The sequence below is a fragment of the Streptantibioticus ferralitis genome (genome assembly GCF_029223525.1).
GTDB lineage: Bacteria > Actinomycetota > Actinomycetes > Streptomycetales > Streptomycetaceae > Streptantibioticus_A > Streptantibioticus_A ferralitis.
In genome coordinates this window covers 22,867-44,677 of sequence record NZ_JARHTQ010000048.1, presented here as the reverse complement: position 1 = coordinate 44,677, position 21,811 = coordinate 22,867, and the positions used below count along the sequence as shown (strand labels likewise).

At 68.6% G+C, this 21,811-nt stretch carries 22 protein-coding genes and 1 pseudogene; 6 read left to right on the top strand and 17 right to left on the bottom strand.

The features are described from left to right. Positions 1–213: 213 nt before the first annotated feature. The 4 genes from P2L57_RS37215 to P2L57_RS37200 all read right to left on the bottom strand — a co-directional run bounded on the left by P2L57_RS37215 (position 214) and on the right by P2L57_RS37200 (position 4,573). A complete protein-coding gene (locus P2L57_RS37215; protein WP_275822485.1) occupies positions 214–1,113 on the bottom strand; it encodes an MBL fold metallo-hydrolase in 900 nt (299 codons plus the stop codon). A 53-nt stretch (positions 1,114–1,166) separates the two neighbouring features. Further along, positions 1,167–2,429 (bottom strand): MFS transporter, encoded by a 1,263-nt coding sequence (locus tag P2L57_RS37210; protein WP_275822483.1) that lies wholly within the window; start codon positions 2,427–2,429, stop codon positions 1,167–1,169. Between the two features lie 186 nt (positions 2,430–2,615). Next, complete coding sequence (locus tag P2L57_RS41285) at positions 2,616–3,404, bottom strand: creatininase family protein (RefSeq protein WP_344185683.1); 789 nt, start codon at positions 3,402–3,404, stop codon at positions 2,616–2,618. A 791-nt stretch (positions 3,405–4,195) separates the two neighbouring features. Continuing rightward, positions 4,196–4,573 (bottom strand): winged helix-turn-helix transcriptional regulator, encoded by a 378-nt coding sequence (locus P2L57_RS37200; RefSeq protein ID WP_275822480.1) that lies wholly within the window; start codon positions 4,571–4,573, stop codon positions 4,196–4,198. A 141-nt stretch (positions 4,574–4,714) separates the two neighbouring features. Between P2L57_RS37200 and P2L57_RS37195 the strand changes: the two genes are divergently transcribed. The 5 genes and pseudogenes from P2L57_RS37195 to P2L57_RS37175 all read left to right on the top strand — a co-directional run. Next, a complete protein-coding gene (locus tag P2L57_RS37195; RefSeq protein ID WP_275822478.1) occupies positions 4,715–5,683 on the top strand; it encodes an NADP-dependent oxidoreductase in 969 nt (322 codons plus the stop codon). Positions 5,684–5,713: 30 nt separating this feature from the next. Next, entirely contained in the window at positions 5,714–6,034 is a 321-nt protein-coding gene (locus P2L57_RS37190) for an NIPSNAP family protein (protein ID WP_275822476.1), read from the top strand. 34 nt (positions 6,035–6,068) lie between these two features. Then, positions 6,069–6,770 carry a LysR substrate-binding domain-containing protein gene (locus P2L57_RS37185; protein ID WP_275822474.1) on the top strand — a complete coding sequence of 234 codons (702 nt, stop codon included), beginning with the start codon at positions 6,069–6,071 and terminating at the stop codon, positions 6,768–6,770. A 141-nt stretch (positions 6,771–6,911) separates the two neighbouring features. Beyond that, positions 6,912–7,355: a GlcG/HbpS family heme-binding protein gene (locus tag P2L57_RS37180; protein WP_275822472.1), complete on the top strand. Its 444-nt coding sequence runs from the start codon at positions 6,912–6,914 to the stop codon at positions 7,353–7,355. Between the two features lie 132 nt (positions 7,356–7,487). Beyond that, positions 7,488–7,673 (top strand): annotated as a pseudogene (locus tag P2L57_RS37175) (oxidoreductase); the annotation flags it as partial. Between the two features lie 318 nt (positions 7,674–7,991). Here P2L57_RS37175 and P2L57_RS37170 read toward each other — a convergent pair. From P2L57_RS37170 to P2L57_RS37145, 6 genes are all read right to left on the bottom strand, one after another. Then, entirely contained in the window at positions 7,992–8,783 is a 792-nt protein-coding gene (locus P2L57_RS37170) for an alpha/beta fold hydrolase (RefSeq protein WP_275822470.1), read from the bottom strand. Between the two features lie 136 nt (positions 8,784–8,919). Then, positions 8,920–9,312 carry a DUF6640 family protein gene (locus tag P2L57_RS37165; RefSeq protein WP_275822468.1) on the bottom strand — a complete coding sequence of 131 codons (393 nt, stop codon included), beginning with the start codon at positions 9,310–9,312 and terminating at the stop codon, positions 8,920–8,922. Positions 9,313–9,521: 209 nt separating this feature from the next. Continuing rightward, on the bottom strand, positions 9,522–9,863 hold the full coding sequence (locus P2L57_RS37160; protein ID WP_275822466.1) for a winged helix-turn-helix transcriptional regulator: 342 nt from the start codon (positions 9,861–9,863) through the stop codon (positions 9,522–9,524). 285 nt (positions 9,864–10,148) lie between these two features. Then, positions 10,149–10,556 (bottom strand): SgcJ/EcaC family oxidoreductase, encoded by a 408-nt coding sequence (locus tag P2L57_RS37155; protein ID WP_275822464.1) that lies wholly within the window; start codon positions 10,554–10,556, stop codon positions 10,149–10,151. Positions 10,557–10,625: 69 nt separating this feature from the next. Further along, entirely contained in the window at positions 10,626–12,188 is a 1,563-nt protein-coding gene (locus P2L57_RS37150) for an MDR family MFS transporter (protein ID WP_275822462.1), read from the bottom strand. Positions 12,189–12,446: 258 nt separating this feature from the next. After that, entirely contained in the window at positions 12,447–13,652 is a 1,206-nt protein-coding gene (locus tag P2L57_RS37145; protein WP_275822460.1) for an amidohydrolase family protein, read from the bottom strand. Between the two features lie 310 nt (positions 13,653–13,962). Here P2L57_RS37145 and P2L57_RS37140 point away from each other — a divergent pair, with 310 nt between their 5' ends. After that, a complete protein-coding gene (locus P2L57_RS37140; RefSeq protein WP_275822458.1) occupies positions 13,963–14,664 on the top strand; it encodes a TetR/AcrR family transcriptional regulator in 702 nt (233 codons plus the stop codon). Between the two features lie 400 nt (positions 14,665–15,064). On the opposite strand, the gene P2L57_RS37135 is transcribed toward P2L57_RS37140, so the two are convergent. From P2L57_RS37135 to P2L57_RS37105, 7 genes are all read right to left on the bottom strand, one after another. Further along, entirely contained in the window at positions 15,065–15,331 is a 267-nt protein-coding gene (locus tag P2L57_RS37135; RefSeq protein ID WP_275822456.1) for a hypothetical protein, read from the bottom strand. A gap of 117 nt (positions 15,332–15,448) precedes the next feature. Beyond that, complete coding sequence (locus P2L57_RS37130; protein WP_275822454.1) at positions 15,449–16,432, bottom strand: sugar-binding transcriptional regulator; 984 nt, start codon at positions 16,430–16,432, stop codon at positions 15,449–15,451. A gap of 30 nt (positions 16,433–16,462) precedes the next feature. After that, positions 16,463–16,942 (bottom strand): ATP-binding protein, encoded by a 480-nt coding sequence (locus P2L57_RS37125; protein WP_275822452.1) that lies wholly within the window; start codon positions 16,940–16,942, stop codon positions 16,463–16,465. A 320-nt stretch (positions 16,943–17,262) separates the two neighbouring features. Next, on the bottom strand, positions 17,263–18,345 hold the full coding sequence (locus P2L57_RS37120) for an ABC transporter ATP-binding protein (protein ID WP_275822450.1): 1,083 nt from the start codon (positions 18,343–18,345) through the stop codon (positions 17,263–17,265). Between the two features lie 56 nt (positions 18,346–18,401). Next, on the bottom strand, positions 18,402–19,283 hold the full coding sequence (locus P2L57_RS37115; protein ID WP_275822448.1) for a carbohydrate ABC transporter permease: 882 nt from the start codon (positions 19,281–19,283) through the stop codon (positions 18,402–18,404). After that, positions 19,283–20,227: a carbohydrate ABC transporter permease gene (locus tag P2L57_RS37110; protein ID WP_275822446.1), complete on the bottom strand. Its 945-nt coding sequence runs from the start codon at positions 20,225–20,227 to the stop codon at positions 19,283–19,285. Before P2L57_RS37110 ends, P2L57_RS37115 begins: the two co-directional genes overlap by 1 nt. A 31-nt stretch (positions 20,228–20,258) precedes the next feature. Continuing rightward, the gene (locus tag P2L57_RS37105; RefSeq protein WP_275822444.1) at positions 20,259–21,626 is read right to left on the bottom strand and encodes an ABC transporter substrate-binding protein; all 1,368 of its coding nucleotides are present in this window, start codon (positions 21,624–21,626) and stop codon (positions 20,259–20,261) included. Positions 21,627–21,811 lie beyond the last annotated feature (185 nt).

The following is a 21,811-nucleotide window of genomic DNA, read 5'->3' as shown; positions in this document are numbered from 1 at the left end:
GGAGGCGATGAACGCCTTCGACATCGCCTTCGACGGCCGCCTCTCGGCCGGACGGGTATAGGCCAATCAGATCAACGAGAAACCTCTACGCCAACCGAGTGGTGAACACCGCTTTCGTGATACTCCCAGCTTTCAGGCATGCTCTGGTCGGACGGCGACCCGCGCGGGCCCGCCATGGGCTGGGCCGGCAACGAGGTCGGGAGGGAAGGCCTGTCAGGCTGCGGGGACGGGCAGCAGCCGGTAGGCGTCCCCATGCGTGATCACGCGGCCGACGCTGGGCGGCGCGAAGTGGGTGCCGAGGAGGAGGGTGTCCGTGTCGGCCAGTGAGCCGAGCAGCTTGCGGCGGGAGGCCTCGGACTGCCGCGGGTCGATGTCGACGCAGGCGCCGATGGCAGGGTGGGCGAGCTGGACCGGATGGTGGATGCAGTCGCCGGTGATCAGCGCCGTCTCCCCCCGGCTGGTCAGCTCGACGGCGAGGTGGCCGGGGGTGTGGCCGGGCGTGGGCGTCAGGCGCAGGCCCGGGGCGATCTCGACGCCCTCGGCCGGGACATCGACGAGGTCCAGCAGACCCGCTTCCTCGACCGGAATCACGGAGTCGCGGAACATCTGCTTGCGCGCCTTCTCCATGTCGTACGTGGCCCAGAACTCCCGCTCGGTGCGGGAGGTGAGGTAGCGGGAGTTGCGGAAGGTGGGGGTCCACTCGCCGTTCACTTCCCGCGTGTTCCAGCCGACGTGGTCGGCGTGCAGGTGGGTGAGGATCACCAGGTCGACGGAGTCCGGGGAGAAACCGCCAACGGTGAGGCGCTCCAGAAAGTCGGTCTGCAGGTTGTGCCAGGCCGGGTTGGCCCGCTCCTTGCCGTTGCCGATGCCGGTGTCGACGAGTACCCGCAGTCCGTCCACGACGAACGCGAAGCTGTGGCTGTTGATGTGCAGGATGCCCTCCTGGTCGGCGAAGTGAGGGTGCAGCCAGTCCTGGCCGGTCACCACGTCGGGGGTGGCGTCGGGCAGCAGCCACGGTCCGGTCGCGGGTGGCAGGAGGACCTCGTCGACGCGGTGGACGGTGACGTCGCCCACGGTCCAGGAGGGGATGGGGGTGGCATGGGAAAGCTGCATGGTCCGTCGTTTCCTTTGATCTGTTCAGCGGAGGTGGTTGTCTGCTGATCTGTTCAGCGGAGGTGGTTGTCTGCGGGGTGGGCTGCCCCGCGCCGTGACGCGGCGAGCGCTGCCAGGGCTGCCACGGCGAGGAGAGCGGCGAGGATCGCGTAGGCGTGGGAGGCGGTCCCGAGCCCGTAGTGCTGGGTGGCGGCGCCCGCGGCGACCGCGGGCAGGCTCATGGAGAGGTAGCTGAGGACGTAGTAGGCGGCCAGGGTCGCGGCGCGGTCCTGCTCGTCGAGCGAGGCGAGGATCATCCGCAGCGCCCCTTGGGAAACGGCGCCGAAGGCGATGCCGGCCAGGGCCGCGCCGCCGTAAATGGCGGGCAGTCCGGCCCCGTGCAGACCGCTCAAGGTCAGGGCCGCGGCGGGCAGAACGGCCAGGTATCCGCCGATCGCCGTGGCGAAGGGCGCCGTGCGCCGCAGCGTCCACACGGTGAGCGCGGCAGCGGCGCTGAGGGTGAAGAAGACCATGCCGCGGGCCGCCTGCGGGGCGTCGGGGGCCACCAAGCGCACGAGGGCCGGCCCGAGGGAGGAGTAGAAGCCGCCCAGCGCCCAGACGGCGACGATCCCGGTACCGGCGGTCAACAGGGCGCGGCGGACTGTGGGCGGGACGCTGAGCTGCGGGCGCAGCGACCGCAGCGCGCCGGCGTGGCGGTGGGCCGTCTCCGTGGTGAACGTGACCGCGATCGCCTGGGCGGCGAACAGGGCCGCCAGCAGTACGTAGACGGTGACGGTGGGGGCGGGGGCGAAATGGATGAGGAGGGTGGAGGCAAGAACGCCCGCGGCCATGCCGCCGACCGGGGCGATGCCGTTGGTCAGGGCAGATCGGCCCGGGCGCCGGGGATCCTCCAGGTCGAGGAGAGCCGCACCTGCGGCGCCGGTGGCCGCGCCGGTGGCCACTCCCTGCAGGACCCTGGCGGCTATAAGGGAGGCGGCGCCGCCCGCTGCAGCCAGGAGAACCATGGAGGCGGCCTCCACGATCAGGGCGCCTACCAGGACGGGGCGCCGTCCCAAGTGGTCGGAGAGCGCTCCGGCGGTGAGCAGTGCCAACAGCAGCGCCAGGGAGTAGGCGCTGAAGACCACCGTGACGACAAGCGCGGAAAGGCCCCACTGCTCCTGGTAGAGGGGGTACAGCGGCGTCGGGGCGCTGGATGCCGCCAGGAGGGCCGCCAGGATCGACGCGTTGAGGACGAAAGGAGCCGCGCGGTTCGCCGCGCGGGCACGGGCGGCCCGGAGGGAGCAGTGCGCGGGTGCGTCGGATATGACGCTGGACATGGGTTGGACTCCTTCCCGATAAACGCAATGCGTTTGCCTTAAGGTGACTGTAGGGCCTGCGTCCACCCTAAAGCAAACCGTTAGCTTTTGGTGTGGCTTCGTCGCTCCAGCCCCGATCGGGAGCCGTCTCCCGTTGAACTGGCGGACTCGGACGGTGACGCGTGGGCTGTTCTGCTCCGATCGGGATCAGGGCCAGATGCCCGCGACGAGGAGGCCGGCGAGGGCTCTGGCGCAGCCGTCCAACATGCGCTCGCCCTTGGTCGCGGAGGCGCCGCGGGCGTCACCGGCGGTGCCGGACGGCGTGATGGTGTCGAAGGTGACGGAGCGGTAGACCGGGGAGGGGTCCTCGGACTGCAGGGAGATGTCCAGGCCCACCACCCGCGCGGCCTGCTCCGTGCGCACGAGGTCGGGGAAGGCGGCCAGTGCCATCGAGGTCTCGCCCTCGCAGGCGTGCATCAGGTGCCGCTGCGTCTCCAGGGTGTCGGCGATCACCTCACGCCCGGCGGTGAAGTAGCTGGTGACCGCGATCGGCGCGTCCGTGCGCTCTGGTCGAGCGCCACATGCCCTTCGGCGACACTGTGGGTGCCGAAAAACCATCCATGCACCCATGAGGGACGATGCTGTCAAGGCGTAAGTGAGCCTGGCCTGCGGCCCTGTGATGAGGAGCCGGGGCTTGCATTTCTTTCCCGGTCTTCCTCGCAGTTGTCGTGTGACGGCTGTCCGCGTGGGAGGGTCCAGTTGGAGTGCCCGGAGTCGGTTGGGGACGGGGGCGAGGACGAACGAGCTGGACGGCGACGAGCGGTGGCCCAGCACGGATGGGATTCTCGGCAGGCGCGAAGTCGCGGCGTCAGCAGGTTGCGATGCCACGGTGCCAGTGCGGGATCGTGCCGGGCGTACCTTGCCGATCTGGCGTCGCAGGACGAGCAGTTGGTGCCGCAGGGCAAGGATCTCGGTGTCTTTGTCCGGGTCGCTCATCGGCGACAGGCGCAGGAGGGCAAGGGTGTTGGTCGCGCCGAGATGGGCCAGGCGCGGCAACGCGACGGATCGTCATGCCGTCGATGCTTGGGCAGGTGAGGCTTCGACGCGATCGGCGGGCACCGCCGCAAGGCGGCGATCAAGGCCGCGACCAGGGCGGATGATTGTATCGGCACCCGCACTGTCACCGCGACCTGATCGTGGTCCGAAGCGAACAGTGCGTCGATACGCGCGAGCCAGCGTGAATCGGAGGTGGTATCGGCGTCGGTGATGGGTCCCGACGGCGCGCCGCTGCCCACCGTCACCCGGTCGGTGACGGCCGATCAGGCTGCTGTGGAACGTCCCGAGCGGCGCCGACCCGATGCGTACGGCAAGGAATCCCAACGCGCCCTGCACGTACGGCAGTTGCGCCCACGTGTACCGGCTCGCCGGGCAGGAGAAGCGCGCCCCCGATCTCTACCGCGAGTCGGCTCTGGACTTGCTGGAATGGTGCGGGGCCGACGACCCGGCGACCGCCCGCACGATGGCATCGGCCGTCCTCGCCCTGCGCGCCAAGGTCCCCGGACCGCAAGGCCGTTGGCTGGCCGCGGCGAGGCGCCGCGCGGCCCGGCTGGACGAGCTGCTGGAGGCCGTCCGTCCTGCCGCCTCCGGGGAGGAGCGGCCGCTGCCCGCCACCACGGCCGAGCGCCCGTCGCCCCCCACGCCTCCAGGCGGCAGCTCATCACGGTGCCGCGCCCGCCGTCCCGGCGGCCGGAGCCGGACGCGGGCAGCACACCGACGTGACAGCCCCCTTACGACGCGACCGGCTCCGGCCGGAACGCTTGGTCGATGTTGTCCTCGACCCACGAGCGGAGCGCGTTGAGCGGGGTCGCGGCGCTCCTCCCGAGCGGGGTGAGCGAGTACTCGACGTGCAGCGGGACGGCGGGGTAGACCGTGCGGTCGAGGATGCCGAACTCCTCAAGGCGGCGCAGCGTTTGGGTCAGCACCTTGGGGCTGATTCCCTGGAGCCTGCGCTGGAGCTCTCCGAACCGCTGGGGTCCCCCCTCGAGGGCGCCGATGGTCAGCGCGGACCACTTGTTGGCGAGCAGGTCGAGCAGGGCGCGGCAGGGGCACTGGGCGGCGTAGACATCGTGGTGCGCGTGCTGGCCGCTGGGGCACGTGGTCGTCATGCTCACTCTCCTCACCAGGTTACTTCCCAATTGGAAGTACTAGCCCTTGCAGGTAACTGTACCCCCGAGGATAGCGTCGTCGACGTCAAGGGGAGGGCCGTCGATGGGCCTTCCGCAGGCTGCTATCCAGGGAGATGACCTATGTCCGCAGACACGATGCGCGCGGTGGTTCAGGACGGTTTCGGCGGTCCGGAGGTGCTGCGGGTCCAGCAGGTGCCGCGCCCGGCGCCGCTGCCCACCGAGGTGTTGGTGCGGGTGCACGCGGCCGGGATCAACCCGGTGGACTGGAAGACCCGCGGCGGCACCGGCATGGCCGGCCTGCTCGGCGAGCCGCCGTTCACCCTCGGCTGGGACGTGTCCGGCGTGGTGGAGGAGGTCGGCTTCGGCGTGACCACCCTGAAGGTCGGCGACGAGGTGTACGGCATGCCGTGGTTCCCGCGCGTCGCGAACGCCTACGCCGAGTACGTGACCGCGCCGGCCCGGCAGTTCGCCCGCAAGCCGGCCGCCGTCGACCACGTGCACGCCGCCGCCGTGCCGTTGGCGGCGCTGACCGCCTGGCAGGCCGTGGTCGACACCGCCCACGTGCAGGCCGGCCAGCGCGTCCTGATCACCGCCGCCGCCGGCGGGGTCGGCCACTTCGCGGTCCAGTTCGCCCGGCACCTGGGCGCCCACGTGATCGCCACCGCCGGCGCAGGCCGCCACCCCTGGCTCATCGAGCTCGGCGCTGACGAGGCCATCGACTACACCACCACCCGCTTCGAGGACGCCACCAAGGAGGTCGACGTCGTGATCGACCTGGTGGGCGATGCCTACGACCAGACCAGCACCCGCTCGCTGAACGTCCTGCGCCCCGGCGGCCTGCTGGTCGCGATCCCGGCCGGCGTCTCCCCGGAGCTGGCCCAGGCCGCCGAGGCGGCTGGCGTGCGGGTCACCCCGTTCCTGGTCGAGCCGGACGGTGCCGCGCTGACGACGATCGCCGGGCTGATCGACGCCGGCAAGGTCGTCGTCGAGGTGGAGGAGACCTTCCCGCTCGAGCAGGCCGGTGCGGCCCACGCCCGCGGCGAGGCGGGCCGCACCCGCGGCAAGCTCGTCCTGACTGTCACCAACTGACCATCCCGGCATACCTTTTGGAGCAACACCGTGTACTACGAGATCCGCCGCTACCAGGCCCAGCCCGGACGCCGCGAGGAGTGGGTCCGTTACATGGAGGACGTGGTCATCCCGTTCCAGACCTCGTTCGGCATGGATGTGACCGCCTCCTTCGTCGACGACCAGGACGAGGACGGCTATGTGTGGATACGCCGGTTCGAGGACGAGGCCCAGAGCGAGGCCCTGTACGCGGCGGTCTACGACCACGACCGCTGGAAGAACGAGATCGGCCCGGTCGTCTACAGCCTGCTGATCCCTGAGGAGTCCGTGGTCACCCGCGTCACCCCCACCCCCGCCTCCCCCCTCCGGTAGCCCGCGACACCCACATACCGGCCGTCTGGCGCCGGTGAAGACCGGCGTAGGGCAGGCGCAGGGGCTGGTGGGTGTAGTGGGCGAGGAGCCCGAGGCGAGCGGACCGGCGGCGAGGCCGCCCATGTTGGCGGTGGTCGCGACGAGCTCTGACCGAGCTCGGCCGGCGTCCGGGCGGGCGGTGGCGTGGAGTTCGGACAGGCAGGCGGTCGCTGTCGCGGTGATCATGCCGCTCGCCGACCGGGACCAGGTGGACCTGGCGGCGCTCACGGAGGCGCCGTTCATCGACTCCCCGCTGGGGTACGGCAACCGTTGCGTCGTCGACCACGCCATCACGGCGGCCGGGCTGGAGCGCCGCGTGGCGGCTGAGGTGCCCGACATCGCGACCGCCGCCGACTACGTCCGGCACGGCCTCGGCGTGTCACTGATGATGGCGTTCGCGGCACCCTCCGACGATCGGAGGCTGCGGGTCCGCCCGCTCACCGGGAGTCCGCTGCTGTGGACCCTGGAGGTCGCCACCGTGATGGCGTGCTGCCCCAGCGCGGCGCTGCACGCCCTGCTCGCCCTCGTCGATCAGCATGTCCACACGGCCGCCGAGGCCGCGGCGGCCGATCGCCAGCCCGCCGGTTGCGCCCTGTCACCGCAGCCGGGCGTGCCGCCGCTGCCCGCGCCTTCCTGTGCGCCAGACCCGCCGCAGACTTCGCTCTTCCCAATGGGAAGTACCTGCCCTTGCAGGTAACCACCACCTCGCGGCTACGGTCGCAAGCACGACGCGTCGAGCCCAGCGGATCGGGTCCCGGGCTCCCGCACTGACGTCCGATATCTCGACATCTCGTCACCAACTGGCGCGACCATGCGCCACAGCACCCAGAAGGCAGCCATGACCAACGCACCCCTTACCAAGTCCACCTCTGCCGCCTCGGTCACCCTTGAGGCTGCCAACGCCCTCATTCAGGCGGTGCAGACCGCCGCCGCGGAGATCGGTTTCGAGGCATCCGTGGCCGTCACCGACGGCGGCGGGCACCTCAAGGCGTTCCAGCGCACCGACTCCACCCCGTTCCTCGCGAGCGAGGTCGCCCTCGACAAGGCGTGGACGGCGGCATCCTTCGGCTACCCCACCCACGTCTGGAACAACTACCTGGCCGACCCCAACGTCGCGCCCCTCGCCCACCACCCCCGGCTGATGGCGGTCGGCGGCGGCTACCCGATCCTGGAGGACGGCAAGCTCATCGGCGGCCTGGGCATCTCCGGCGGCACGTACGAGCAGGACCAGCAGGCCGCCGAGGCGGCCCTGAAGGTGCTCGGCTTCGAGCTCCCTGCCTGACGAAGGCCCCCATCGGCGGCCCCTGCCGCGCGTCCGAATCCGGCGCCGCCGAACTCACGCCCACGGCATCGCTCCTGTACGACGAATTCTGGAGGATTCCGAGTGACAGCCGGCAGTTCAGCTGCGCGTGCCATGGAGGTGCGCGCCCGCCCGTTCTCGCTGGGGACCATGTCGCCGCCCAACCGGATCGCGATGGCTCCGATGGCCCGTGCCTTCTCACCCGGTGGCGTTCCCGGTGCCGATGTGGCGCAGTACTACGCCAGGCGTGCTGCGGGCGGGGTGGGCCTGATCATCGCTGAGGGCACGTACGTCGGCCACCCGGCGTTGACAGGGTAGTGGTGGTCGGCCGGACCTGCCCGGTGGTTGACGCCCCGTCCAGCGCACCAGGCGCCGGTGGCAGGCCAGCAGCGTGCCCGGGGTGACCAACGACACCCTTCAGGCTGGTTCGGTCGTTCTCGCCTTGGTCTCGCACCCCAGCCCAACGATGTAGTCGCAGCGTTCTTCCCGTATAACCACTCTCGTCGTCATGCCGTGTTGGTGTCGATCCGGTAGACGGTCTTCCCGTCGAACTCTGCGAATCCGAGGGATCGGTAGAAGGACCGTGCGTCAGGGTTGTCGTGGTCTGTCATCCACTGATTAGTCGCGGTGAGGCAAACCGGCCCAGAACCGTGTCATCGCCTCGACCGCCGGGCGCGGATCCGTCTCCGGCCACCAGTGCACCACTCCTTCGAGGAGGGCGATGTCCGCGCCGGCCTGTTGCGCCGACCACTGATGCATGGCCAGTGTCCCGTTGGGATCGGCAGTGGGGACGAGGACAAGCCCGGGCCGTTGACGAGCCCGCGCGAGATCTTTTCCGGCCTCGGCCATCACCGGTTGGGCGGCCGAGCGCAGCAGGGACAGCACAGCCCGGCCGAGTTCCTCGTCAAAGCCAGCGGCGAGGCGCTCGGCGACGGGTCCGTTGATGCCCATGCCGTTCACGACGGCCATCCTCTGTTCGAAGGTGCCGCCGAAGAGCTCCGCCACCGAGGCTTCCCCGGCCCCCTCCTGCTGCCACACCTGCGCCAATGGGTGCCAGACGTAGTCCGGGGCGAAAAGCTGCATCGTGTCCGAGACCCAGCTGCGGATCAGGTCGGGACGGTGCATGGCCACCTGCACCACGTGCGCCCCGCCCCAGTCATGTCCCACGAGGTCCACTGGGCGTCCGAACGCCTCCAACCGTGACACCAGCCATTCGCGATAGCCAGCCACGGTGGCCTCGAAGCCACCGGGCAGAGGCACCCCGAACCCCGGCGGGGACAGTGTGAACACATCTTCACGGTCCAGCACCTTGAGTACCGGCCCCCACACGGCGGCGTTCTCCGGATTGCCGTGAACGAGGACGACCGGCGGCCGCGCCGCGCTGTCGCCGTCCCCAATTTCGTTTGCCATGTCGTCCTTTCGATCTGTCACATCGGTTGCGGATCCCGGGGCCTTGCGCTGCTACGAGGACCTCGGCAAGCCGGCGCCCACGTCTGTGCGGCTGCGTAGCCGCCGGGTAAGCCCGCGTGGTGGCCGGCGAAGCGGGTCAACTGAGCCGTCGCCGTTCCAGAAGGTAGCCGAGCGCCACGAGGGCAAGCGATGGCAAAGCGAACTTGGCCTGCGGGAAGCTTGCGGTGTCGGGCGGGTCCACGGCTTTGGACCCCGGGTAGCACAGCGCGGAGATGTTGGTGACCCAGTACAACGCCGCGCAGATGGCGGCGGCGTCGAGTGCCTCGCGTGTGTCGCCGGAACCTTTCCAGAGGTGCCACAGGCTCACGCCGCCGAGCGCGCCGCCCATGCTCATCGTCTGCGCGTTGTGAAACTTGGCATGCGGCGGCCACGCCGGGTTGTAGATGTGGGTCTCGTTCCAGTCGAACTTGTATGGCCCTACGGCCGTTTCGACCGCCACGAGTGAGATCAGGACCTTCCCGATCCCCAACCGGCCCTGGCTCCTTGGCATGACGCTTCTCCCTCACTGCCCGGGGCACACCCTGGGCCGTCCCAACGGGTAGTCAGATGCGTCCGCCGTAGCCTGCCTGCTGCGAACGCGTAGCCGACGTTACGTCAGCTCGCCCTTGGGTTTCCTAGGCGAAACCGTCGACGCTCAGGCGCGGCACGGCCGCGATCCGGCCTTGCCGTGGGGATAGGTCACGACGGCCGTGGGCGGCCAGAGTCGTCGTATTGCCGCTGAGCACTTCGCACGAGCGGCATGTTGTCGTTGGACCACTCGACCATCGACCGGAACAGAGGGCTGAGGGACAGGCCAAGGTCGGTGATCTCGTAGTCGACACGGGGCGGGACCTGCGGATAGTGAGTCCGGGTGAGCAGGCCGTCGCGCTCCAACTGGCGAAGGCGCTCGGTGAGTGTTTTCGCAGTGATGGTGCCGAGACGCTCGCGCAGTTCGTTGAACCGCATCGGTCCCTGGCGCTGGAGCAGCCAAAGGATCGGTGTCGTCCAGCGGCTGAACACGACGTCGATGAGCGGCGACACCGGGCACGGGTCATACGCCTGTTGACGGCCGGGCCCGGTGACGGTTGCTGCGCAGGCTGATGTCACCCCACCGACAGTAGCCTCCTAAGGGGGCTCGGTGCCATCAACTCAATTTGGCGATATGGGCTTTGGCGGGAAGTGGTGGTGATGCCGAAGAGCCGGTCAGTGAAGTTGACGCCCGAGCAGCAGGCCGAGTTCGGCGGAGACTGGCCGGGCGCGGGGGCCGGCGTGCGGGCGGGCCGTGCTCACGCCCCGCTGAGTGGGCGCGCGGGGTGGAGGTGTCCGTCAGTTGTTGTATGCGCGCTTCGCCTCCTCGCTCATCGCTGTGTTCTGGAAGGCGACGCACAGCCAACGCCCCTCCTGGCGGCGCAGCACGTACGTTTGGAACTTGTCGTAGCCGAATTCGGGGTGGGTGCCGATCCCACCGATCGTCGTCACCACAGTCGTGTCGGCATCCACCGTGCGCACATCGATCGGCTTCACGGCCATGCGCGTGCCTTTCTGCCACATGGTGAACACCTCGTGGTGCGTCCGCTCGATCTCCGGCCTGCCGAGTATCGCTACGCCGATGAACGCGATGTAGGAGGCGTCCTCGGAGAACTGGGCGGCGTAAGTCTGGGCGTCACCGGCGTTCCATGCCTCTTGTACGCGGTTGAGGAACGCGTCCACCGTGTCGTCGTGACTGCTGGTCACAGACTTCTCCTTCAGATATGGCAGGCGGTCTCCGTCGAGGCCTCCTGCGTGCGTTGACAGGGCCTGGCGTTAGTTCGCTGCCGCTTGCACCTTGGGCCCGGGTGCGGCCTGCGCCCCTCCGGGCTTGCCGCGCAGCGGCACTTCCCTGATGAAGACCGCGGCGCCGAGGCCGGCGGCCGCCACGATCGAGGCCACGAGGAAGATCTGGTGGGTGCCGTGCACGACCGCCTGCAGGTAGGCATCCTTGGCCGCCTGCGGCAGGTGCGCCAGGGCCGAGTCGCCTGAGTGCGCGCCGTCGCCGGGTGCGCCGCCGGCCGGGGCACGGCCTTGGACGGCCCTGGTGAACAGGGAGCCGAACACCGCGACACCCAGAGAGCCGCCGAGCGTGCGGAACAGGTTGGTGGAGGCCGAGGCGGCGCCGATGTCGCGGAGTTCGACGCTGTTTTGCGCGATGGTGTTGGCCATCTGCAGGGTGAACCCGGTGCCGATGCCGACCAGGACCATGAAGGCGCTGGTGACGGTTGGCGAGGTGTGGGTGTCCATCGAGGACAGCAGGGCCATGCCGATGGTGAGGGAGACCGCGCCGATGATGGGGAACACCTTGTAGTGGCCGGTCTTGGTCATGACCTTGCCGGCGATGTTGGAGGCGATGACGGTGCCGATCATCATCGGCAGTAGCAGCAGGCCGGAGTTGGTGGCAGAGGCGTCCTGCACGGTCTGCTGGTACAGCGGCAGGTAGAGCGTGCCGCCGAACATGGCCACGCCCGCGACGACCAGCAGCACGGCGGCCAGCGAGAAATTGCGGCTGCCGGTGAAGATCCGCGGCGGCAGCAGTGGCTCGGTGGAACGCCGCTGGGAGGCGACGAAGGCCGCGAACAGGACCACGCTGGCCGTGGCGAGCGTGAGGATCTGCCAGGAGCCCCAGGCGTACGTGCTGCCCGCCCAGGTGGCCGCCATCACGATGGTGCTGACCATGGCCGTCATCAAGGTGATGCCCAGCCAGTCGATGACGACCTTGCTGCGGCGGGTGTGCGGAACGTGCAGTAGCAGTTGGCACCAGGCGATGCAGATCAGCCCGATGGGAAGGTTGATGTAGAAGGCCCAGCGCCAGCCGAGGTGGCCGGTGATGGCGCCGCCCGTCAGCGGTCCGCCGATGCTGCCGACCGCCATGACGATCGCGACCATGCCCTGGTAGCGGCCGCGTTCCCGCGGCGGCAGCAGGGCGCCGATCAGCGCGAAGGCCCCCGCGCCCAGGCCGCCCGCGCCGATGCCTTGCAGGGCCCGGAAGATGATGAGCTCGTTCATCGTCGACGCCATCCCGCACAGCGCGGACGCGGCCAGGAAGACCGCGATGGAGGCCAGGAACATGGTCTTGCGGTTATACAGATCCCCCAACTTGCCCCAGACCGGTGTGGAGCAGGCAGTGGTGAGGGTGTAGGCCGTCACGACCCACGACAGGCTGTTCACGCCGCCTATCTCGTTCACGATCGTGGGCATCGCGGTGCCCACGATCAGGCCGTCGAGCTGGGACAGCAGCAGGGCAAGCATGATGCCGAGCAGCACCCAGCGGATGTTCTTCGGGACGACGGGCTCCGTGGCCCCGTCGGGCGGTGCGGACTTGGGGGCGGTCATGGCGGACCACTCCTTTCAGAAGCGGGGCGGCACGTGCCATTCGTCGGAAATTCCGACAGAAGGCCGCTGTGCTTCCCCGGAAGCTGTTGTTGCTTCCCGGCGTTCAGGTCCCGCGCGCCAACACGGGACCTGTGCCGAGAACCGATACGGCGGTGTCGGAGCGGCGCCCGCCGCCCCGGCCGGCCCAAGTGGTACGTGCCGAACAGCCACTGCACGTATGCGACGTGGGCCGCCTGGAGGGCGAGTGGGCGGATACGGCTAGTCGGTGGAGACGGCCCCACGGCGCCAGATCGCACGAATGGACAAGCTGTCCTGGACGCGGGTCGTCGGGTCACCGTCCACCAGAACGAGGTCGGCCCGCGCCCCCGGAGCGATCCGGCCACGGTCGTCCAGGCCGAAACGCCGCGCCGGGACGGAGGTGGCAGCGCGCAGCGCTTCCAGGGGCGTCAGCCCGGCCTCGACCAGGAGTTGCAGCTCGTGGTGCACGCTCGCGCCGTGCACCACCCCGCCGTGGGCGGGGACGGGGATGGAGGCGTCGGTACCGGCGATGATGTCGACGCCTGCGCTGTGCAGGGCGGCCACGCTCGCCAGCACCTGGTTCAGAATGCCGTCCGGGTACTTGTTGAACGTGCCGCGCAGCGTGGCAAGCCACTGCTGCGGCAGTTTGGGGCCCACCCTCGGGTCGTCGGCCAGTCCCTGGCCGGTGGCTCCCATGACGGAAGAGCTGATCACCAAGCACGGGGTGACGAAGATGCCGGCGTCGGCGATCGCCGTGACGATCTCCTCGGTGTGCGCCCGGTCGATGAACAGGTGCGCGAGGCCGTCCACTCCGACCTCGACGGCCTGCTCGGTGGCAGCCAGCGTCATCGCGTGAGCGATCACCTTCTTCCCCAGCCGATGCGCCTCCGCCACGCCGGCCTTGAGCGCCTCCGTGCTGATCAGGGGCAACCCGGGGTGGCCCATCACGGTGCCTTCTTCGATCATGACCTTTATGTAGTCGGCCCCCTGGGCGGCCATGGCCTGGACGTGGGCCACCGCCTCATCAGGGGTCGAGACCGACGGCGGTGTCCAGCCACCCCCGCCGGGCCGGTGCTCGTCCAGTTCGGCGATCAGCTCGTGGGGGTGGCCGTCCTTCGCCATCAGGGCCAGCAGGGCCGAGCGCACGTCGGCGATGTCGTCGTTCTCGTTGATCTCCTTGCGTTGCTGCGGCGTCCAGTAGCCCTGCATCTCCAGCTCCGTGGTCACACCGAAGACGCGCGCGAGCCGAAGCCCGTCAAGTGACGTGTGGACATGACCGTCGATCAGGCCCGGCAGCAGCGTCCCGCCCCGGCCATCGACGACCTCCGCCCCGCTGGGGGGATTCTGCCCGAGGGAAACAATCTTGGTTCCCTCGATTCCCACCGTCTGCTCCGAACGAACATGTTCGCCATCAAAGAGTCGAACATTCGTGATGAAAGTGGACATTGACCCCTCCTGGAAGTCGACGCGCATCCTGAGTGCGCTTGATCGAGGCTCGCCCGACTGTGCTTGGCTGCTGCAGATCGCGGCGTTATAACCCCGGGGCGGGTGCTGGTGTGGCGAGCATAACGAACATGTTCGGCACGAACAAGTTCGTTCAGCGGGGAAATGCTCGCTTGGGCTCTTCTCGCGCACTGGATGGGGGCGCATACGTCAGCTCCAGATGGTGCTGGGCCAGGGCGGAGCGCCTAGCTGCCGTCCTGGTGAGCCATCGGACGGCTTGGTCACCCGCGAACGTGTTCGTTAGGCTGCTCGTATGGCAGCACCCAGTGAGGCTCCGCAGAGCCGCCGAGAGCGCCGCGCCAAGCCCGCCCTGAGCCGCGCCGGGATAGTCGCGACCTCGGTCGCGCTCGTGGAGAGCGAGGGACTGGAGCGGGTGACGATGCGCCGCCTGGCCCAGGAACTCGACACCGGACCGGCCTCGCTGTACGTGTACTTCCGCAACACGGCCGAACTGCACGCTGCCGTGCTCGACGAACTGCTTGGCAAAGTGGACCTCGGCCCCGTGGCGGATCACGGGCCCTGGCGTGAGCGTCTCATCGACATCCTCACGTCCTACATCCAGGTCCTGTACGAGTACCCGAGCCTGGCTCGCTCCGCCCTGGTCGCGCGGCCAAGGGGAGAACACTACCTCGCCCTGCTCGAAGGGCTGCTGACGCTTCTGAAGTCCGGCGGCATCGACGGCGAACGCGCCGGCTGGGCCGTCGACCTCCTCCTGCAGTTCGCCACCACGGCTGCCGCCGAGCACGGAAGCCGGCGCCAGGCACCGGATGCGCAAGAGGACTGGACGGCCTTCACCGAGGCCCTGCGCTCGGCTTCGCCCGAGCGCTACCCGCACCTGGCGGCGACAGGTGACGATCTGTTCACCGGCGCCCCGGGCGAACGCCGTACCTGGATCTTCCAGGTCCTCCTCAACGGGATCCTGACCGCACCCGCCCCCGACGCCATCCGACTGTGATCCACGGCGCTTTCCGGATGCCCGCGAGGTGCGGACTCCACCACCAGCCTGCGGGGGCGTCTCTTGAGGGCTCAAGGTGGCGCCCCTACCCGGGCCGTCCCTGACGACGCCCATGGACATGCGTGCCTTCGATCCGGACCAGGCCCGCTGGTTGTCCTCCCGTCCGCAAGCCACCTTGCAGCGGCCCGCTGGGAGTTGATCGAGCCGCTGTCGTCGGACTGGCGGGCCGAGCGTCGGGACCGGACCCTGGATACCGGCCGACCGCTCGATAGGGCGCGACCTGCGGACCATGATGGACGCGATATGTACGTGGATCGGACCGGCGCGCAGTTGGCGCTGTCTCCCGCACGGCTTCCCACCCCGGGAGACCGTCTGCGGCTACTGCACGAGGACGCCGTGCTCATTCATCGAGCGGGAAGGCAGGTTGCTCCACCAGCAGCCGCACTCTGCGGAGCGCGCCCCGTGGCAGCCGGTGCAGCGGGTCTGCCGTGAACGCCCGATCGCCGGAGGTGAACCGCGTCCTGTCTTTGCCGGGTTGGCGCTTGAGAACAGTGATCTGATGCCGTAAGGCGAGTATCTCTGCGTCCTTGTCCCGATCGCTCATCGGCAACAAGCGCAGCATGGCAAACGTGTTCGTCACGCCCAGGCAAGCCAGTCGCAGCAGCACGGTCGATGTGGATGCGGCGGGTGTAGCGTCTGCCGGTGCTCCGTGCGACCCGGTGGAGCAAGGTCCCGCTGCCCTTGAAGGCCGCGCTGTCGCTCGTCGGTCAACCCACGCGGAGCATCATGCGAGCAGGTACTCGGCCACGCCCGTGTCCGTGACGATGCCGTTGAACAGGCCGGTCTTCAGAGCTGCCGCGGTGGCGGCGGCCCGCTGGGAGCCATCGGCCAGGAGAATCACGTCGGGCACGCGGCGCAGTTCCTCGAAGCTGATGGCGATGATCCGTTCGGTCAGTTCCGGGGCGACGATCCGGCCCTCCCCGTCGAGCAGGTGACCGGACACCTCGGCGCACGCTCCCTGGCTCCGGTAGTTCTCACGCTCCGCGTCGCTGAGTGCGTCGTAAATGGTGGACAGCTCCGGACCCCAGGCGCCGACCGTGATGACTGCCTTGGTGACCTGGCTGAACCGGCCGACCGCTTCGACGATGCCGGGTTGCCGCCGCAGCATCCGGGCTGTCGCGCCGTCAGGCAGCAGCAGCGGTGCGTAGATGGGGTAGGCGACGCCTCTCGATACCGCCGCGGCTCGGCGCACCGCTTCTACGGCGTTCGCATCGACCGGCCGCAGCGGGGTCACCCCGCACAGTTGCACGACGGTGCACCGGGCCAGGGTGGTCAGTTCCGGGCCGAGCGCCTCGATCTCGGGGCCCCAGATGAGCCCGAGGACGTCGTCCTCCGTCACGATCTCGGCAAGCAGGCCCGCTGCTACGGCGCCGAGGCGGCGGGTTACCAGCGCTGCACCGCCTGGGTCTTGTACTTGGGAGGTGAACACGATGGCGTGGCTCAGGCCGTACCGGGTACGCAGGGCGTCGGACCGTTCGGCGTCCAGTTCAGGGGGCAGCCGGATCTCCAGCCGGATCAAGCCGTCGCGGATGGCGGTCTCCAGCGTCCGGGCCACCTTGAAGCGGCTGATACCGAACTCCTCGGCAATCTCGATCTTGGATTTGCCATCGAGATAGAACCTCCGGGCCATGGCGGCCGTCTGCACAAGCTCTTCCGGGCCCGCGTGGTGCGGGCGGGCTCCAGCCCTCGCCTTATCCCGGGTACTCATGATGAACACCTCAGACTCATGACGAACACGTCAGACCGCGTGGGCGCCGGTCGTGCGCGGCAGCCGGGCCCGAACCCATTTGCCGCCGCCTGGATCCCTCCCGGAGGTCCAGGACTCGGCAAGTGCCGCGATGATCATTAGCCCGCGTCCGCAGTCGTCTCCATGTCCGGCCGCGCGCTGTACGGGCAGGACCTCTGATCCGTCACGCATCTCGATGTGCAGCACATCAGGCTGCAGCGCCAGTGTGAGAGTGATCATCGAGTCCGGCTCCCGCCCTCGCCCGCGTTCGGCCAGCAACAGCGCCGCGCCGTGGCGGATGGCGTTTGTGGCCAGCTCGCAGACGATCAGCACAGCGGCCTCGATGAGTTCCTCACCCTCGTCCCACAGGTGCAGGCACTCCCTGGTGAAGGTCCGCGCCTGCCGCGCGGCGGGCAGAACCGCTTGCAATTCGAGCGAGGCGGAGGCGACTTCGGTATGAGGGGGCACGGCGCATTCGGCCACAGCAGTCATTTCCTTGACCCTTCAAGAAAATCCGCGATCCACTTCGAGGCTGCCGCGTCCTCAAGGCGGGGTTCCTGCTGCAATGCGAGGGATCAAGGGCCGTGCACGTCATGGACGACAGAAGGCTCGGACATCCCGCGCTGCAACTTGTACTCAAACGAGCAATTGCAACTCATATGTTCACTTGCTCTTCCATTAGAGCTCGATGCTGGGCGAAGTCAATAGGTCGGGGGGTCTTCGGTGGGACTTTTTCAAGAAATGAGCGCATGGCGCCCAAATGAGCAGATAGCCCACATTGTTGGTGACCGTGCGCAACAATTCGGGAACGTTCAGTCCAGCCGTTCGCCCGTGCCGGGGTGGAAGAGGTGGATTTCGCCCGTGTCGCGGAGCCCGGCGTTGACGGTCTGCCCGATGGTCGGCGGGGTGCGGCCATCGACGCGGAGAACGAACCGTTGGTCCGAGTCACCGAGGTGCGCCCTGCCATGCAGATAGGCGTCGGCACCGAGTTCCTCCACGAGTTCGACGGCGAGCTTGAAGCCGGCCTCCTCCGGGCCGACCAGCCGCAGCGTCTCCGGGCGGATTCCGAGGGTGACCTCGGTGAGGTTTGCCGTGGTGGCGCGCGGCAGCGGGAGGGTCAGTTCGCCCAGTTGTGCCCCGTTCTCGCTCACGGGCACGGTGTGCAGGTTCATCGCGGGCGAGCCGATGAAGCCGGCGACGAAGGCGTTCGCGGGCCGCTCGTACAGGGTTCGGGGGGTGTCGCACTGTTGCAGGACTCCGTCCTTGAGCACGGCGACCCGGTGGCCCATGGTCATCGCTTCGACCTGGTCGTGGGTGACGTAGACGGTCGTGGTGCCGAGTCGTGCCTGAAGGGCCGCGATGTTTGCGCGGGTTTCCACGCGCAGCTTCGCGTCCAGGTTGGACAGCGGCTCGTCCATGAGGAATACCGAGGGTTCCCTTACGATCGCCCGGCCCATGGCCACCCGCTGGCGCTGCCCGCCCGAGAGCGCCTTGGGTTTGCGGTCGAGGTACTTGTCCAGGTCCAGCAACCGCGCGGCCTCGGTCACCTTCTCGGCGATCGTTTCCTTGGACACGCCACGAAGATTCAGTGCGAAGCCCATGTTCTGCGCCACGGTCATGTGCGGGTACAGCGCGTACGACTGGAAGACCATCGCGATGTCCCGCTCCTTCGGCGGTGCGTGGGTCACGTCGCGGTCGCCGATCGATATGCGGCCGGAATCGATTTCTTCCAGACCGGCGAGCATGCGCAGCGCGGTGGTCTTCCCCGATCCCGAAGGGCCGACGAGTACCAGGAACTCGCCGTCGGCGATTGCCAGATCCAGCCGGTCCACCGCCATCACGGGCGGTGTCCCCGGGTAGATCCGTGATGCCTGCTCGTACCGAACCTCAGCCATGTTTCCTCACTCTTCTTCTTTCCAATGGGGCCATCGGGACACGAGACAGCAGGGCACTACTTCACCGCGCCCATCGACAGGCCGCGGACGAGTTGCTTCTGGGCGATCCAGCCGGCCAGAAGCACGGGCAGGCAGGCCAAGGTGGCGGCGGCGGCGAGCTTCGCCCAGTACAGGCCCTCGCTGGTCATGAAGCCGACTAGGAAGACCGGCATGGTCGCCGCCCGCACCGACGTCAGGTTGAGCGCGAAGAAGAACTCGTTCCAGGAGAAGATCACGCAGATCAGCGCGGTGGCCGCGATGCCCGGAGCGACGATGGGCAGCATGATCCGGGTGATCTCCTGGCGGAGTGTGACCCCGTCCACCCGGGCGGCCTCCAGGACCTCGCGGGGGACCTCCAGGAAGAACGAGCGCAGCATCCACACCGCGATCGGCAGGTTCATCGCGGTGTACAGCACGATCAGGGTGCCGACGTTGTCCAGCGCGCCGAGGTCGCGCACCGCGAGGTAGATCGGGATGATCGCCGCGACCACCGGCAGCATCTTCGTGGAGATGAAGAAGAACAGCGCGTCCCGCCACTTGCGGACGGATCTGATCGACAAGGCATAGGCCGCCGGGATGCCCAACGCCAGCACCAGGATCGTGGAAAGCACGGTCGCCAGGGCCGAGTTGGCCAGGTACGGACCGATACCGCTGTCGAACACCGCCTTGAACTGGCTCAGTGTCGGCGAGAACACGATGTGCGGGGTGGTCGTGTAGGCGTCGGACTCCTGCTTGAACGCCGTGAGCACCATCCACAGCACGGGGAAGAAGAACACCAACCCGGCCAGCCACGCGCCCGCGGTCCAGGAAGCCGTACGCAACAGGTGTCGTAGTGGGCCGCGTACCGCGGTACGCGGGGTTGTCGTGTCGGCAGGCGAGGCGGGGGCGGCGGTGGTCATCACGCCCTCCCTTCGGTCGTGGAGAACACCGTGAACAGCATGCGCAGTGCGACCGAGGCGACGGCGATGGTGCCGATGACGGTGACCACGCCGAGTGCGGATGCCTGCCCGACGTCGAAGCCGAGGAACGCACGCTGGTAGAGGTAGTACGGCAGATTGGTGGTGGCCGTCCCTGGACCGCCCTGCGTCGTCATGAAGATGACGTCGAAGGTGTTGACCAGGTAGATGGCACCGAGCAGCCCGCCCAGTTCGATGTATGGCCTCAGGTGCGGCACGGTGATCGCGCGGAATGTCGTCCAAGGTCCGGCTCCGTCGACGCGTGCGGCCTCCAGTACCTCGCCCGACTGGCTCTGCAGCCCGGCCAGCACGATCAGCATCATGAACGGCGTCCACTGCCACACCAGCACGGTGACGATCGAGGCCATCGGGAAGCGGCTGACGAAGTCGACGGGCGCGACCCCGACCAGTCGAAGCAGGTAGTTGACGATGCCGTAGACCGGGTCGAGCATCGTGGTCTTCCACAACAGCCCGGCCACCGTCGGCATGACCAGGAATGGCGCGATCAGCAGGGTGCGCACGATGCCCCGGCCGGGGAACTTGCGGTCCAGCAGCACAGCGAGGCCGATGCCGAGCACCATGGAGATCGCGACGGCGAGCACGGTCATCTCGATCTCCGTGAACAGCGCGCCGCGGAACGCGCTGTCAGTGAAGACGTTCGCATAGTTCCCCAGGCCCACCCAGTGCTGGGATCCGGGGCGTACCAGGTTCCAGGACTGGAACGAGAAGATCACCGTGAACACGAACGGGATCTGCGTAACGAAGATCATGAATAGCAGTGCCGGTGTCAGCGGCAGGCGGCGCTGCCATGCCTCGCGGCGCGCCGCTGCGGGCGGTCGCGCTCCGGGCGTCATCGGCCCGGGACGGGGTGGGGCGAAGGTCGCCATGACGCCTCCCTTCTGGTGGTGGATGGGCCGGTCAGGGGTGCTGGTACGTACGGCCGACGGTCTGGGCGTACTGCTGGGACTGCGCCAGTGCGGCGTGGACCGATTGCTGTCCGGCGATGGCGGCGGTGATCTGCTGACTGACACGGGTGCCGAGATCCTCGAACTCGGGGATGTCGAGGAACTGCACGCCGGTGTACGGAACGGGTTCCACCGTGGAGTGCGCGGGGTCGGTGCTGCTGATGGCCTGCAGGGTCGGTCCGGCGAAGGCGGCGGCTGCCTTCTGGTACTGCGGGATCTGGTAAGTGGAGTTCCGGCTGCCCGGCGGCACCCGCGACCAGCCCAGCTTTTCGCCGACCAGCTTGATGTAGTCCTTGGAGGTCGCCCAGGACATGAACTGCCAGGCGGCCTGCTGGTGCGGGCTGGTCTTCGGGATGCCCAGCGACCAGGAGTACAGCCAGCCCGAGGACGCCGTCTCGTCGACCGGGGCGGCCACGTATCCGATCTTGCCGACGACCCTGCTGCTGGTGGGGTCTTCCAGTGACCCGGCCGCCGAGGTGGCGTCGTACCACATGGCCGCGGTGCCCTGTGCCATGTCCGTACCGCACTCGGTGAAACCGGCGGTGGGTGCGCCTGGTTCGCCGTCGCGGCGCAGCAGGTCGGTGTAGAAGCCGACGGCCTTCTGCACGGCGGGTGAGGTGAGCTGGGCGTTCCACTGCGGGTCGTACCAGCGGCCGCCGAAGGTGTTGATCACGGTGTTCAGCGGAGCCAGGTTCTCGCCCCAGCCGGGGTCGCCGCGCAGGCAGATTCCGGCCATGTGGTGGGCCGGGTCGTTCAACTTGTCTGCCAGAGCGGCCACTTGGGTCCAGGTCGGATGGGCGGGCATGGTCAGGTGGTGGGCCGCGAAGACGTCCTTGCGGTACATCAGGAACGACGACTCGCCGTAGAAGGGCACCGAGTACAGGTCGCCGTGGGAGGACAGGGACGCGCGGACGGGGCGGATGAAGTCGTTCGGGCCGTAGCCCGGTGTGCGGTCGGCATACGGCTGGAGGTCGACCAGCCAGCCGTTGCGCGCCCACATCGGCGTCTCGTAGTTGCTGATCATCACGACGTCGAACTCGCGGCTGCCGGTGGCCACCGACTCGGTGATCTTCTGCCGCGCCTCGTTCTCCGGGAGGGTGACGTAGTGGACGTGGACGCCCGGGTGGGAGTGCTCGAAGGACGAGGTCAGTGTCTCCATGTCCTGCATCTGCGGGTTGGCGACGATCGCCACGGTGATCGTGGTGCCCGAGGAGCCGCCGCCCGTCGCGCCGGCTCCCGCGCACGCCGTGGCCGACAGCAGCACAGCGGCGATCGACGCGACCGCGGCCACGGCACGTCGCCCTGCTTGTCGGATTCGCATCCTTGTCTCCTTGCTGCCGCCCCCTACCGGGGACCGCATGGGGATGGGGAAGGTCATGCGCGCGACCGATCGCGCGCTGGTCGGGGGGTAAGCGGAGACCTCCTGACAGCCGCGGCACCGAGGGTCGTCCCGCCCTCGGACAGCTGGCGGCCTGATGGTCAGCATCTTGAAGTGCATCTCGGATA